Consider the following 14,721-nt stretch of genomic DNA (forward strand, 5'->3'; position numbering starts at 1 on the left):
GGGTCCCGGGTACGGTTTGAAAAGCTGCGCGCACCTTAGCATCAGCAATCCGCACCCGTCACCCTTCCCGGCGAAGGGGTCAGCCCTTCGCGGCACTCACCTGATTATGGGCCACGGTCGCCCCGTCACCTGCATGGGCCTGTTCCCCAGCGGACATGGCCGCCACCACGAACAGACCGGCCAGGACCAGGGCTTGCAGGACCATGGCGGCACGCTGCTTCAAATTCGTCGCTTCACGCATTACGGCCTCCCTTGAAAGGCTGAGTGTTGATCCTGGGCATCGCCCCGATACCCGATGCACTGACTATATAAGCAACTCTTTAACATGCAAATGTTTAATATTGTCACAGACAGGTTTCGCATCGGTAACGCCTACTCCCTGTTGCACGAAGGGCACAGATGCCGGCTGTCGCGGGGCCGCTTTGGGCCTTTGCGGGCCGGGGTGCGGATGCTAGATGTCTGAAGACAGGCCCTTTATGGGCAGCTGACAGGAACAAGTGATGACCAAGCCGTCCTTCGACCAAGATGCCGCCAACCTGCTGGACGACCTGATCCAGCGTGCGCGCCGCGCCGGGGCCGATGCCGCCGATGCGTTGCTGGTGGATGGGGCGTCGCTGTCGCTGTCCACCCGCCTTGGCAAACCGGAAGGGCTGGAGCGGTCGGAAGCCGGCGATCTGGGCCTGCGCGTCTTCGTGGGCCGGCGCATGGCGGTGGTATCGTCCACCGACCGCAGCCCGCGCATGATCGCGGAACTGGCCGAACGTGCCGTGGCCATGGCCCGCGCCGTGCCAGAGGACCCGTTCTGTGGCATTGCTGACCCGAACCAGATCGCCCATAGTTGGATCGACCTGGACCTGAACGACCCGGATGAACCCAGCGCCGACGCCCTGATCGAGGCGGCGAAGGCCACGGAGGATGCAGCCCGCGCGGTTGCCGGCGTCACCAATTCCGATGGCGCGGATGCCAGCTGGAGCCGCAGTTCGGTAACACTGGTCGCCAGCAACGGCTTTGCCGGCGGTTACGGTGTGTCACGCCGCTCACTGTCCGTCTCCGTCCTGGCCGGCGAAGGCACCGGCATGGAACGCGACTATGCCTATCATGCCACGGTTTATGGCAGCGATCTGGAAAGCCCCGCCGAGATCGGTGAACGCGCCGGCCGCAAGACGGTGGCCAAACTGAACCCCCGCAAGGTGAAAAGCCAGACGGTGCCCGTGATCTTTGACCCGCGCCTGTCGGGCGGGTTCCTGGGCAATCTTTGCGGTGCCATCTCCGGTGCCGCCATCGCGCGCGGCACCAGCTTTCTGAAGGACAAGATGGGCCAGGCGGTGTTCGCGCCCGGCATTCAGGTGGTGGAAGACCCGCATGTGAAGCGCGGCCTGCGGTCAAAGCCGTTTGATGCCGAAGGTCTGCCCAATCATCGCCGCAACCTGATTGATGATGGCGTCCTGACCACCTGGATCATGGACCTGCGTTCGTCGCGCCAGCTGTGCCTGACACCCACGGGCCATGCGACGCGCGGCACCAGCGGCCCGCCGGCCCCCAGCCCCACCAATGTCTATCTGGCCCCTGGCCCCCTGTCGCCCGCCGAACTGATGGCCGATATCAAGGACGGGCTTTATGTCACCGAACTGATGGGCCAGGGCGTGAACGGGGTGACGGGCGACTATTCGCGCGGGGCCGCCGGTTTCTGGATCGAAAATGGCCAGATCGCCTATCCGGTCAGCGAGATCACCATCGCTGGCAATCTGAAGGATATGTTCCGCCGCATGGTTCCGGCCAGCGACCTGCGCCTGCGTTATGGTATCGACGCGCCGACGGTGCGTATCGACGGCATGACGGTCGCAGGCATGTGACCGCCGGAATAGAACGCCATGAAAAAGGCCCGGCGGGATGTCCCGACCGGGCCTTTTTCATGTTCGGACGAATATTACGCGCACTCGGCGCGCAAGCCGGTACGGGCGGCCAGGATGGCAATCTGGGTACGGTTGCGGGCACCCAGCTTCTGCATCATGGCGCGGACATGCACCTTGACGGTGCCCTCCAGCACGCCCAGCTGGCGGGCGATTTCCTTGTTGGAACAGCCGGACAGCAACAGGCGGAAAATATCGCGCTGGCGATTGGTCAGGCGGGAAACGGAGGCGTAATCCGCCTGATCCTCTGCCGTCGGCATGGCAACCGACGGAACCAGCATGCCATAGGGCATCTGCACATAGCCTTCACGGGTCAGGGCCAGGGCCACCGCTTCGGCCAGAACGGCACTGGGGTCGCTTTTCAAGAGACAGGCCACAGCGCCCGCCGTCAGCAGGGTGCGGGTTTCCGCCGGCGTGAAGGCCGACGACATCACAATGGCGGGTACGCCCTGCAGCTTGGCCAGGAAATCGGCGATGGCGGCCATCCGCTCCGCCCCCAGCCCATCGGCATCCATCAGAACGACATCAGGAATATGACCAGCCTGCGACAGCAAGGCCGAAGCCTCTGCCGGGCTGCCCGCCTGCCATGTCTGCGCGCCGTCATAGAGCGAGGCCAGCGTCAAAGCCAAGCCATGACGGACCAGCGCCTGCGGATCGATGATCAGGAAACAACGGCGGCGCACACCGGAAACCGCGTCGGCCCCGGTGGGGCGTGCGTAGGACTCAGTGGTCACGACACGCAATGGGCTGCCGCCCCGGCGCACGGCGATGGTCATCACGACCTCCAGCAGTAGGGCATCCAGCCCGGTGTTAACCTCTCGTACATATTCATACGGATTAAGTCTTCTCGCAACCTCCTTCTGTTCAAATCCATGAGAATCTGTTTATATTATTCAAAGGAACCGAGTTGTGACGAAAATAGATCGAAATTCGAAGCTTTTATCCTTGCCAGTTACTTCGGATGAACGATCTATCGATTGTATTTTAACCAAACTTTCAGCGACAGGCCCAAAAGGCTTGGAATCATGGGAAAAATTCCCGTCGGATGCGGCGCGCGCCTGATTCAGCGGCGATGGGAATTGCCTGGATCGAAGGGGGTAAGCGGGGATGACATCCGTTTCAGTGATGCTTGTCGACCATGACCAACTGTTCAGCGCGGCTTTGGCCGCCCTGCTGGAGGAGGAGGGCATGACCGTTGAGTCCCCCCTGCCCTCCCTGACAGCAGCGGAACAGGCGCTGGCGGATGGTGTGGTCCCTTCCCTGATCATCACCGACCCTTCCGGGCTGGACCGGATGGAAGACGGCGATCCGCTGACCCGTCTGCGGTCCCTGGCACCTGCCGCCCGGCTTCTGGTCCTGTCCGCCGATCTGGCGGCCCCGGCCCTGAACCGCAGTCTGGCGGCCGGTGCCCATGGGCATGTCTCCAAGGGCGCGTCTTTCAACGCTGTTCTGCGGGCCGTGCGCCTGATCCTGATGGGGCAAGCAGTCTACCCGTCGACCGCCACGCAGGGCATGGGCCAGTCGCCAGCCCCCACAACCGTGCAGACAGAAACAGCCGGGGAAATGGCCGGCAGCGCCGATCTGTCCCCCCGCGAGACGCAGATTCTGGCCTGTGTCATCAGCGGCCATTCGAACAAGGCCATCGCCCGGCGCCTGTCCATCACGGAAAGCACCGTGAAGATGCATTTCAAAAACGCCATGCGGAAAATCAACGCCGGCAACCGCACACAGGCCGCGATCTGGGCCATGGAACATGGCATCGCGCCCATGGCGTGAGACAAAGAGAGACCAACCTAAAATTCGCATAAAACGCGATCTATCCAAATAAAGAAAAGGGCCGCTGCGAACAGCGGCCCTTTTTTGCATTCCGTCCACCGGCCCCGCAGGACCGGTGGAACCGATCATTTTCCGATCAGGGGAAAATGATGACGGCGCGACGGTTGGACGGCTCACGCACGCCATCGGCGGTCGGGACCAGCAGATCAGCTTCGCCCTTAGCTTCAACGGAGAGCTGGTTGGCCGGCAGACCCTGGCTGACCAGATACTCCCGCACGGCCTCGGCGCGGCGCAGCGACAGCTTCTGGTTATAATCGGTCGGACCGGACGTGTCGGCATGGCCGGCCACGTTGATCTGCACGATCTTACCAGCCTTGGCGTCGCGGGCCACGTTCTGGAGAACCTGCTGCGCATCGGCCGACAGAACCGAACGATCCCAGTCGAAGAAGACCGTGAAGTTGCGGGTGATGGTCGGGGCCGCGGCAGGAACCGGGGCCGGAGCGGGCGCCGGCGGCGGGGGCGGCGGGGCAACCATGGTGGTGGCCGGTGCCGCCTGAACCGGGGCGGAACCGAACACGGTGCGCACGCCGATCAGCACGGAGTGGGAGTTGTAGTTGGTCTTGTAGCGCGGGGTCTCGCCCTTGAACTTCAGGTCATCGATACCCTGGTAGCGATAGCCAAAGGTCAGGTCCAGATCCGGGGTCAGCGCATAAGCAACGCCAACACCCAGCTGATAAGCGAAATTGTCCTGGGCGGCGTTGGAATAGTAGCCGGGAGTAAAGACCGGACCGACATTGTCCGTATCCACCCAACCCCAGCCCAGACCGGCGCTGACATAGGGACGGAACGGCGAACCGACGTCGAATTCCTTCTGTACCACGCCCATCAGGGTGAAGGTGGTGGTGTCACCGATCGTGTTGCCGACCGGGCCGCCGGAGATGCTGTCGGCCTGGTGGACCGAGAAGCCGCCTTCCACACCAAGACGCAGACCATCGCCGAACTGATAGCCGGTTTCGAACACGGCGGCGATGCTCTCCTTGTTGTCCACCTTGTTGGTGGCGGTGGCGGTCTTCAGATCAAGATCCTGCAGCCAGCTCACGCCGATCTGGGAACCGATATACGGTCCTTCCGTCAGGGTCTGCGCCGTGGCGGCCACGGGCAGGACGAGAGCCAATGCAGTTCCCATCAGCAAATGGTGCAGTTTCATCTTTCATTCTCCTTATGGGCCCTTGGGGCGATCACCTTGGGTCGGGGTCCGGTTGAGAAGGCGAGGACCCCGGTGGCGACCGTGTTGTCTCACGGGGCGGCACGGCAAAAGCCAGCGCAACCCGGTCACACCAGACTTACAGAAATTGTGCTGCCGACTCAAGGTGGCAACTTGCTGGACAAACATACTAGCCCATAAGGCTAAACAATGTTGAGGGAGAATTTGCGTTTGTTCTACGCCGCGCTGCGAAAGGCTTTTACGGCCTCCCTCCTTGCGGATACGCCGTCGCGGAACCGTTTGCCATGCAACCGTTGCACGGCTGGATGGACCGCGTGAAACACGAATTCCTCCTCGATAGACACCAGAAGCCCAAGCGCTTCCTCTTCAATCTCAATGATCGTGCCTGTTTGCGCGTGCATCGGTGCAGACTCCGGCGGTTGCCACATGCCGGGGCTTTACATCGGGAAAGATGACGGTTTCCACCGCGTGCCCCGTCATCATGCGCTGCGACATGGCAAAGTGCGATTGCTTGTCCTATGTCTTTTGAGAGACGAATGCATAGTCCCATGGACCCCGCTTAAGGAAAGGTCAGCCATCCCGTGACCGCCCCGGCCCCGCAGATCACCCTGGTCGCCCCTGGAATCCATGGGCTGCGCCTGCCGCTGCCATTTCAGCTGAACCATATCAATGTCTGGCTTCTGGAAGATCGGATGCCCGATGGCACCCCCGGCTGGACCCTGATCGATACCGGTGTGGCCAGCAGCCTGACGCGCGGGCTTTGGGAGAATGTGGCCGCCGAAGTGATGCAGGGGCTGCCCGTGCGTCAGGTGATCGTCACGCATTTCCACCCCGACCATATCGGCCTTGCCGACTGGCTGTGCCAGCGGTTCCAGGCGCCGCTGCGCATGACCCGCACCGAATGGCTGCTGGCACGCATGCTGAGCCTGGACAATTCGGACGAGATCGCGGAAGCCGGCCGCCGCTTCTATGGCGCCATGGGTCTGGAGCCGGAGATGCTGTCGGCGCTGACGGTGCGCGGCAATGCCTATGCGCGCGGCGTGCCCATGGTGCCCGCCACCTTCGACCGGATCACAGAGGGGGACCGCCTGCGGATCGGGGATCGGGACTGGACCATCATCACCTCCGGCGGACATTCCCCCGAACATGCCTGCCTTTATAGCGCCGACGGCAATATTCTGATCGCTGGCGATATGGTGCTGCCGCGTATCAGCCCGAATGTCAGCGTCTGGCCGGCGGAACCATTTGCCGATCCGCTGGCGGAATTTCTGGGCGGGCTGGGGCGGTTGCGCACCTTACCAGCCGACACACTGGTCCTGCCCTCCCATGGCAGCCCGTTCAGCGACCTGCGCGGCCGCATTGATGAACTGAGCCGCCATCACGCGGAACGGCTGGACGAGGCGGTGGGCTTCTGCGCTGAGGGACCGCGCACCATCGCGGAAATCACGCGGCTGATGTTCAACCGCGTCCTAGACACCCATCAGATGAGCTTTGCCGCTGGCGAGGCGCTGGCCCACATCAATCATCTGGAACGCCAGGGCCGGCTGTCGCGGCAAAAGCGCGAGGATGGGGCCTGGCTTTTCGCCCGGCCCTGACCCCGTTGCGAAAGCGTTTATTCCGGCTTCGACTTGGCCTTGGTCTTGGCCCCTGCGGCAGCACCCGACACGCCAGCCGACGGCGCGCGCGGCGGGGAATTATTTGCAGCCGCTGCGGCATCGGCCATCAGGATGGTGGGGGCCGGCTTGTCACAGCGCGGGGCATTGGCAAGGCGCACGCCGGCGGCATCGGGCTGAAGCCCCTGCTCAATCTCGGCAAGGCTGGCCGCCATGGCCTGCGCCACCAGCGGTGCATGCGTGCCACAGAATACAGGCGTGGTCAGGGCGATGGCGCGCTGCGACGTTTCATTGGCAAGACGGGTGCGGAAACTGTCAAAGCTGCGCGTCGCGTTGCCCTTGCTCGTCCGCTTGTAATAACCGACCAGGCTCTTCTCCCATTCCTGGATGCGGGCCTGATGCTTCAAGGTGAACTGTTTATACTGGTTGAACAGGCTCATCTGGCCCGGCACGTCCATCTGCTGGCAGGTCAGACCGATCACCATCAGTTCCGTATGCAGACGGATACCCTGTTCGGCCGCAAATTCAGGAACCGTGTAGCAAGGCCCCTTCGGTGCAGGTGCTGCAAGAACGGGAACCGTGGCGAGCAGAATGGCAAGGGCGGAAGCGCCGATGGCGCGGGCGGCCTGACGAAAGGACGGCATGCGGATAAGGTCCGGTTGCAACGGGATGAATGGTGGCGACTGTGCCCCAAGCCGCCGCACCCCGCAAGTGGCGCCCCGCACCAGCGGCTGTGATTTCATTACCAATCCGATCCGGTCCCGTCCGCCGGCCATGACGCCGTGAACACCATGTCGGGATTTTTTGCGGCGCGGTCGCAGTTTCTCTTTCAATTCTCTGGCAATTCCCCCATATCTGGTTTCACAAATCCTGGCAGTCCCCTTGCGTTTGGCATGCCGTGGCCTTCCTGGCCCCTGCAACAGCCATTACATGCGGTGGGTCTGTCCCAGAATGTGAACCCGCTGCATGACGCAAGAGCCTCTCTGGCAACCGAGTGATATCTTGAACGCCGAAAATGAAGGTGATGCGGACTCCCCGAAGCGTCGGGGCAGAATTCCGCAATCCGCTTGGCCACGAATTCTTGAGCGTTACAAGGCGGGGGCAACCCTGTCCGCCATCGCGCGCGAATTCGACTGTACGCCCAGTGCCATCTCCTACATCGTCCGTAAGGCGGAGGCCGCAGGCCTGACCGGAGAGGGCGATGATGGCGTGGCAGAGGCCGCACCGGCCCCCGTGGCCCCGGTGGCGATCATTGCCGCCCCGGCACCGGAAGCAGCAGCCCCCGCCGCCGAACCGGTCCGCCCGCGTCGTGCGCCGCGCGCCGCCGCACCGGCCCCTGAAGCCGAAACGGCAGAACCCGTCGTCAACACGGTTCCGGTAGCGGAGGCGGCACCCGCATCCGTGGCCGCCCCCGCTGCTGCACCGGCCGCGACCGATGCGCCGGTTGAACCGACTCGTGAATCGCCGTTCCATCATGACAGCGGTCGTGTGGGCGACGTCGCCCCGCGCCGGTTTGAAGGTCGCGACAACCGCCCGCCGCGTGAGGGCCGTGAAGGCCGTCCTGACCGGGGTGAGCGGCCGGACCGCCCGGAACGCGGTGAGCGTTTCCCCCAGGAAGGACGCGAGGGTCGTCCCGACCGTGGCGAGTTCCGGGGCGAGCCGCGCCAGGATCGGGGTGATCGTGGACAGGATCGCGGCGACCGCGGTCAGGACCGTAACCAGAATGGCGACCGGCGTCAGGGCCACGTGCCGCGCTTCCCGCAAGGGGGCCAGCCCGGCCCGCAGCGGGAACGCTTCGGCGGTGAGCGTCTGGGCCGTGACCGGCTTGAGGCCCGTCCGCCCCGCGACTTCGACCGTCCCCAGGGCGGTGAGGGTCGCGTGGAACGCGCACCGGTCGATGTGAACCTGAGCGAAGGGCCCATCGAGGTCGTCTATCCCTATCGCCAGCAGCAGCGCAACCCGGCCCGGCTGGAGGCGGCGGAGACGCCGACAGTGCCCGCCGATGAGCGCATGGACGCGGCTGCCAAGGCCTGCGCCGAAGCCTACAAGGCCTGGAAGGGCCAGACAGGTGGCGGCGTGCAGGGTCTGACCGATGCATTGCATGAGCTGCGCAAGGTCATTGCCCGCATGGAGATCGAGATTTCGGCCAGCCGCAAGGAAGAGTTGCGCCCGATCCCCTTCCCCGCCTATCGCACCAACCTACCGCCGCCGCAACAGTCACGTGGCTGATCACACTGGCATTGTGCAGTGGTTGTAAAACAAAAGCCCCGCTGTTAAGGCGGGGCTTTTTATTTGCACCAACGCAGATTTGTCCATGACATCGCCGGTTGCATGCCTATACTGAATCCTACCATGTAACCGGACGAAGACGCCGGCGGGGGGCATGACAACACAGCAATTCTTTACCCTGTCCACACTGATCGGGGCGGTGGCCCTGATTAACAGCATCGCCATTGTCATCGTCTGGCGCATTCATTCCGGCATGCCCGGCCTTCGCCTTTGGGTGACAGCGCAATTTGCCTTCATGGCGGCGTGGTTGCCGGCTCTGTTCGTTAATATCGGCGTTCTGAACGACCCTTTCTTCACGGCCTACAATAACAGCATAAACCTGGGCGGCATGCTGCTGCTGCTGGAAGGCACATTGCGGTTCCGGAATATGGGTCAGGGGCGGATCAGGCTGCCCTGGATGCTGCTGGTCATGGCGATCATCATCATTCTGTCCTTTGTCAATCGCAGCAATGATGTCGCCCGCTATCTGTTCCATGATGCGGTGGCCGGTCTGCTTCTGTCTGGTGCCGCAATGGGCCTGCTATGGCGCATGGCACCGCATCAGCGGCTGGCCCATACCATGGCCGCCTTTTACATTCTGGTAGAGGCCGCCATCTATCTGGCGCGCTGGGGCCTGGCGGTCGCCATCATGCAGGGTTGGACCGAGATGGGGTCACGGGCCTTCAACTTCATCCTGTTCGGCGGTGTCGCCATGTGCTGCCTGGGCACGGTGTACGGCCTGATCCTGTCCATCAACGCCGAGGCCAAGCGGCAGGTGATCTTGACTGGGCTGATCGACCCATTGACGGGGCTGGATAACCGCCGCGCGCTGGAGCAGGAACTGGCGCGTGCGCTGGCGCAGCGGTCGCGCACCGGCGGCCTGCTGGGGCTGGTTTATTTCGATCTGGACCGGTTCAAGCCCATCAATGACCGTTGGGGCCATGCGGTGGGTGATGCTGTTCTGGTGGCCGTGGCCGAAAGGTTGCGCCAGGACATGCGGACCCAGGATCTGGCGGCCCGCATTGGCGGCGATGAGTTCGTGGTGCTGCTGCCCGGACTGGAGGATGCGGCGGCCCTGGAAACCGTTGCCCGGCGGCTGCACCAGGCCATTGAGGGTCCGCTGCGGCGCGATCAGAACGTCATTGATATCAGGGTCAGTATGGGAACAGCCCTGGCCCCCCTGCATGGCGAAATGCCGGAGGATCTTCTGCGTCGCGCCGACGGGATCATGTATGCGGATAAGCGAAGCCGGCAGGAAACCAAACTGTCGCCGCTCAGCCCCTCCATAACGACAGAACTGCACGACCCGACACCATCCTGACGGATAGGGTAACCGGCTTGGCGACGCGTGGTTTCCGCCATATGGTTAATGCGGGGCAATACATACAGGCGGACGGGGCAATGCCTGGGGTTGATTTCTTCACCATGTCGATAGTGGTGGCGGCTTTGGCTGTCATCAATACGCTTGCGCTGATCGTGGTATGGCGGATCAACCCGAAAGTTGCTGGCCTGGATGTCTGGAGCTTGTCGCAGACATTGCATGTCGGTGCCTGGGTCCTGTCCGTGATGGTGATCCAGGGGGTGATGCGCGGCCCTTTCTATACGGTGCTCAACAATTCGCTCAATCTCGCCTCCATGATCCTGATGCTGGAGGGTGCCCTGCGCTTTCGCGGCTTCGGGCGGGCGGAGACCAGACGCCTACTGGTGCTGGCGGCGGTCCTGATGGCGGTGGCTGTTTCCCTGTTGAACCGGGATGTTGTGACACGCCGCTATCTCTGGCATGACGCGATCTGCGTGCTGTGTCTGGCGGGAACGGCGCTGACCATGATGTGGCGGACCAACCCGCATGAACGGGTGGTGCATGGCATGGCCGCCGGCTTCATGCTGTTGATGGCGGGGGCTGCATCCTGGCGTTGGACCGTCGCCCTGACCCTGGATGAGGGGGAGAGGTTCCCCTATTACGACCTCAACGCCATGATCTTCACCATCGTGGCCCTGTGTGGTCTTGGCTGGGTTTATGGCCTGATGCTGTCCGTCAATATGCGCGTGCGGCAGGAAGTGCAGACGGTCAGCCAGATTGACCCGCTGACCAAACTGGCCAACCGCCGGCATCTGGAGGCGGTGCTGGGCCGTGCCCTGGCCCGGCTGGAACGCGGCGGCCCCGGCTTCGGTCTGGCTTTTTTCGATCTGGATCAGTTCAAATCAATCAATGACCGCTACGGCCATTGCGGCGGCGATGCCATGCTCTGCGCCGTGGCAGACCGCCTGCGCGACGGCCTGCGCACCAGCGATGAAGCAGCGCGGATCGGCGGGGACGAATTCGTGGTGCTGTTCAGCAATCTGGACAATGGCGAGGGGCTGGACGCAGCCTGCGCCCGCCTGCGCCAGATGGTGGAGGGCCCCATCGTGCTGAGCGATGATATCGAGCCGGTGCGCATCAGCCTGGGGGCCGCCCTGGCCCCGCGCGACGGGCGCGACATTGACAGTCTGCTACGCCATGCCGACGCGGCCATGTATGCCGACAAGCGCCAGCGGCAGGATGGACGCCGCCCAACCATCGGCGACAACCGCGTCATCCCCTTCCCCCTCAACGAAAAAGGCCGCCCACGGGGGGCGGCCTTCAACTGACGTCAGTGACGCTTTACCAAGGATCAGCCCTTCTTGGGAGCAACCTTGGACAGAACGCCCTGCAGCTCTTCGATGCTTTCCTTGACGCGCTTGGACAGCACTTCGGCCGCTTCGCTGTTGGACTTAGCCACCAGTTCGGACAGTTCCTTCAGATTGGCGGAGGCCTTCTCGAACGAAGCCTTCACCAGGGCGGCCTGCTTGGCCACCTTGTCTTCGGGGGTGCCGGGGGTCATCAGCTCGCTGATGATGGTCGAGGTCTCTTCCAGAGACTGGCGGATGATTTCGGCCTGACGACGGGCGACAGCCTGATAACCTTCGACGGCCAGCTGGTTGGCGGCGACGATGGCTTCCACATTGCGGCGCTGAGCAGCGACCACACCCTCGAAATCGGGGCTGGGCAGCTTGAACTCGGTAAAGGCCTTCTGGAAGTCGGTCAGGCGGTTCATGTCGAAGAACTTCGCCGGATCGAAGTCCAGAAACGGATTCTTGGTGGCCATGGCAATCCCCAATGTGTCTGTCGTCAGGTGCGCCGGATCGGCAGGCAGCCAGGATCAACCTGTTGCGCCGCAGCAAATCCGAGCTTGATAATGCACTTTGCCGCTTTTTTCGTCAACTTCTTTGTTGCAGCGCACAAAAGTATTGGCAAATCAAGCTCCTGACTGTTTCGAACCGATAGGTTGGCGTGCAAGCATGGCTGCCATCCCCGCCTGCGGGTGGTACGCCGCCGCCCCCACGGCTTTCCCACCCTATCCGCACGAGCGGTGTTTATTCCCAGATACAGGACTGCCCCCGAAGCCGACGAGAACTCTGTCCGCACCTGGGGGCATCTTTACTTATTCGTTACGGCGGCACGGTCTTGATCCCGCCGTAAACGAAGTTTTAACCCTGATCAGAGGGTGCGGGTTCCCAAGCGCGGACGAATTGCGTCCTGCCTGTTGCGTTCATGGTCCTAAGCTTTTGCACAGGCCGACAACGCGCCGCGCTACGAAGCGATTCTTGGCCCTGTCAAGCCCTGGAATGGCTTGCATGACAGTTCGGTGTCTGCTTGACTTACAAAAAGTTCAATAAAATCAATACTATGATTTTTTCTGCCTATTTTTTGTGCAAGCCGATGGAACCCGCAGAACCCCTGGCTTCACACCATCCACACCCGCACTTGTCCATAGACTTATCCACAGATTTCGTGGAAATCATCCGGAACTGTCCCCATCCATCATCGGCTGGCCGGATGGGTGGGGGTGCCGGGTTACCGGTATCGCTTCCGGCTATGTTCTATGACCTCCGGCAGAGGGAAGCCGATGCAGGAGGCGCGTTTCAGCGGGTGATTGACCGGCGGGGCCGGATGCGCCACATGCTGGACCATGATCGACGACGCCGACCACAATCCGCCCTCCCCCACGCCCGCCACGGATGCCCCTGTCGCGGCACCGAGCAGGCGCAAACGCGCCGTCGCGGATCTGAACCGGGGTGTGGAGATCATCAAGGGCTACCTGCGCACCCTGCCCGACCGGCCCGGCGTGTACCGGATGCTGAATGATGAGGGGGACGCGCTGTATGTCGGCAAGGCGCGCAGCCTGAAAAAGCGCGTCACCAACTATACGATGCCGGTGAAGCTGCCCATCCGGTTGCAGCGCATGATCGCCGAGACCACGCAGATGGAGTTCGTCACCACCCATACCGAGGTGGAGGCGCTGCTGCTGGAATCGAATCTGATCAAGAAGCTGATGCCGCGCTATAATGTGCTGCTGCGCGACGACAAGACCTTTCCGCATATTCTGATCACGGGCGGGCAGGATTATCCGCAGCTGACCAAGCATCGCGGTACGCGGACCGAGGCCGGCTCCTATTACGGCCCCTTCGCGTCTGCCGGAGCCGTCAACCGCGTGCTGACGGCGCTGCAGCGGGCGTTCCAGCTGCGCACCTGTGCCGATACCATCTTCAACAGCCGCACCCGCCCCTGCCTGCAATTCCAGATCAAGCGTTGCACAGCACCCTGTGTGGAGAAGGTGACGGCAGGCGAATATGCCGATCAGGTGCGCGAGGCCAAACAGTTCCTGGAAGGACGCAGCCGCGACATTCAGACGGCATTGGCCACCGACATGCAGGCGGCGGCAGAAGCGCTGGATTTCGAACGTGCGGCCAAACTGCGCGACCGTATCCGGGCCCTGACCGCCATCCAGGCGCATCAGGACATCAATGTCGAAGGTGTGGACGATGCCGATATCATCGCTGCCTATCAGGATGGGGGCAGTACCTGCATTCAGGTCTTCTTCTTCCGGGGCGGGCGCAATTACGGCAACCGCGCCTATTTCCCCAGCCATGACAAGGTGCTGGAGGTCGAGGAGGTCCTGGCCTCCTTCATCGCCCAATTCTATGACAACAAGGCGGCCCCGCCGCTGATCCTGGTCAGCCATGACCTGACGGAAGAAGCGCTGCTGCAGGAGGCGCTGTCGGTACGGGCCGGGTCCAAGGTGGAACTGCACGCGCCCAAGCGGGGCGACAAGAAGCGGCTGCTCGACCATGCCATCACCAATGCCCGCGACGCCCATGGCCGCCGTCTGGCCGAAACGGGCAGTCAGGCCAAGCTGCTGGCCGGTGTGGCGGAAGCGTTTGGTCTGGCGGAGCCGCCCAAGCGCATCGAGGTCTATGACAACAGCCACATCCAGGGCGCGCATGCCATCGGCGGCATGATCGTGGCGGGGCCGGACGGGTTCATCAAGAACGCCTATCGCAAATTCAATATCAAGGCGCCCGAGGCCGCCGGCGACGATTTCGCGATGATGCGGGAGGTCTTCACCCGTCGATTCGAACGGGCCCTTAAGGAAGACCCGGAACGGGCGGGCGAAAGCTGGCCTGATCTGGTGCTGATCGACGGTGGCGAGGGGCAGTTGGGCGTGGTGATGGAGGTGATGGCCGAACTGGGCATCGAAGACGTCCCCCTGGTTGCTATCGCCAAGGGACCAGACCGCGATGCGGGGCGCGAACGCTTCTTCATGCCGGGCCGCCCGCCCTTCGGCATGGAGCATAAAAGCCCGGTTCTCTACTACCTCCAACGTCTGCGCGACGAGGCGCACCGTTTCGCCATCGGCACCCATCGCGCCAAGCGGGAAAAGGCCATCAGCGCCTCGCCGCTGGACGAGATTCAGGGAATCGGGCCGCGCCGCAAGAAGGCTTTGCTGCTGCATTTCGGGTCGGCGCGGGCCGTTTCACGGGCCGGGCTGGCCGATCTCCAGGCTGTGGAGGGCATCAGCGAGGCTGTCGCCAGAATCATCTATGATCACTTCCACGGGGAAGGATAGGA

Annotated in this window: 13 protein-coding genes; 7 read left to right on the forward strand and 6 right to left on the reverse strand. The window is 62.8% G+C overall.

Annotation, left to right across the window (positions count from 1 at the left end; genetic code table 11):
• Nucleotides 1-79: 79 nt before the first annotated feature.
• Nucleotides 80-241 carry a hypothetical protein gene (locus tag ABC729_RS07890; protein ID WP_495607077.1) on the reverse strand — a complete coding sequence of 54 codons (162 nt, stop codon included), beginning with the start codon at nt 239-241 and terminating at the stop codon, nt 80-82.
• A gap of 259 nt (nt 242-500) precedes the next feature.
• Here ABC729_RS07890 and ABC729_RS07895 point away from each other — a divergent pair, with 259 nt between their 5' ends.
• Nucleotides 501-1,853 (forward strand): TldD/PmbA family protein, encoded by a 1,353-nt coding sequence (locus ABC729_RS07895; RefSeq protein WP_495607078.1) that lies wholly within the window; start codon nt 501-503, stop codon nt 1,851-1,853.
• Nucleotides 1,854-1,927: 74 nt separating this feature from the next.
• On the opposite strand, the gene ABC729_RS07900 is transcribed toward ABC729_RS07895, so the two are convergent.
• On the reverse strand, nt 1,928-2,686 hold the full coding sequence (locus ABC729_RS07900) for a LuxR C-terminal-related transcriptional regulator (RefSeq protein ID WP_495607079.1): 759 nt from the start codon (nt 2,684-2,686) through the stop codon (nt 1,928-1,930).
• Nucleotides 2,687-3,017: 331 nt separating this feature from the next.
• On the opposite strand from ABC729_RS07900, the gene ABC729_RS07905 reads away from it, so the two are divergent.
• Nucleotides 3,018-3,686 carry a response regulator transcription factor gene (locus ABC729_RS07905; protein ID WP_495607080.1) on the forward strand — a complete coding sequence of 223 codons (669 nt, stop codon included), beginning with the start codon at nt 3,018-3,020 and terminating at the stop codon, nt 3,684-3,686.
• A gap of 136 nt (nt 3,687-3,822) precedes the next feature.
• On the opposite strand, the gene ABC729_RS07910 is transcribed toward ABC729_RS07905, so the two are convergent.
• Together ABC729_RS07910 and ABC729_RS07915 are read right to left on the reverse strand one after the other, a co-directional pair.
• Nucleotides 3,823-4,893, reverse strand: coding sequence for an OmpA family protein (locus ABC729_RS07910; protein ID WP_495607081.1), 1,071 nt, complete (start codon nt 4,891-4,893; stop codon nt 3,823-3,825).
• Nucleotides 4,894-5,126: 233 nt separating this feature from the next.
• Entirely contained in the window at nt 5,127-5,312 is a 186-nt protein-coding gene (locus ABC729_RS07915) for a hypothetical protein (RefSeq protein WP_495607082.1), read from the reverse strand.
• 180 nt (nt 5,313-5,492) lie between these two features.
• On the opposite strand from ABC729_RS07915, the gene ABC729_RS07920 reads away from it, so the two are divergent.
• Nucleotides 5,493-6,506, forward strand: a complete 1,014-nt coding sequence (locus ABC729_RS07920; RefSeq protein WP_495607083.1) for an MBL fold metallo-hydrolase — start codon at nt 5,493-5,495, stop codon at nt 6,504-6,506.
• 17 nt (nt 6,507-6,523) lie between these two features.
• Here ABC729_RS07920 and ABC729_RS07925 read toward each other — a convergent pair whose 3' ends face one another.
• Nucleotides 6,524-7,168, reverse strand: coding sequence for a hypothetical protein (locus ABC729_RS07925; protein WP_495607084.1), 645 nt, complete (start codon nt 7,166-7,168; stop codon nt 6,524-6,526).
• A gap of 358 nt (nt 7,169-7,526) precedes the next feature.
• Between ABC729_RS07925 and ABC729_RS07930 the strand changes: the two genes are divergently transcribed.
• The 3 genes from ABC729_RS07930 (at nt 7,527) to ABC729_RS07940 (ending at nt 11,420) form a co-directional block, all read left to right on the forward strand.
• Nucleotides 7,527-8,753, forward strand: coding sequence for a helix-turn-helix domain-containing protein (locus tag ABC729_RS07930; RefSeq protein ID WP_495607085.1), 1,227 nt, complete (start codon nt 7,527-7,529; stop codon nt 8,751-8,753).
• A gap of 154 nt (nt 8,754-8,907) precedes the next feature.
• Complete coding sequence (locus ABC729_RS07935; RefSeq protein WP_495607086.1) at nt 8,908-10,113, forward strand: GGDEF domain-containing protein; 1,206 nt, start codon at nt 8,908-8,910, stop codon at nt 10,111-10,113.
• An 80-nt stretch (nt 10,114-10,193) separates the two neighbouring features.
• Nucleotides 10,194-11,420, forward strand: a complete 1,227-nt coding sequence (locus ABC729_RS07940; protein WP_495607087.1) for a GGDEF domain-containing protein — start codon at nt 10,194-10,196, stop codon at nt 11,418-11,420.
• 23 nt (nt 11,421-11,443) lie between these two features.
• On the opposite strand, the gene ABC729_RS07945 is transcribed toward ABC729_RS07940, so the two are convergent.
• A complete protein-coding gene (locus tag ABC729_RS07945; RefSeq protein WP_495607088.1) occupies nt 11,444-11,917 on the reverse strand; it encodes a phasin family protein in 474 nt (157 codons plus the stop codon).
• An 864-nt stretch (nt 11,918-12,781) separates the two neighbouring features.
• Between ABC729_RS07945 and uvrC the strand changes: the two genes are divergently transcribed.
• Nucleotides 12,782-14,719, forward strand: a complete 1,938-nt coding sequence (gene uvrC, locus ABC729_RS07950; protein ID WP_495607089.1) for an excinuclease ABC subunit UvrC — start codon at nt 12,782-12,784, stop codon at nt 14,717-14,719.
• The last annotated feature ends 2 nt before the right edge of the window (nt 14,720-14,721 follow it).

This window comes from Niveispirillum sp. CC-CTL257 (assembly GCF_059489915.1).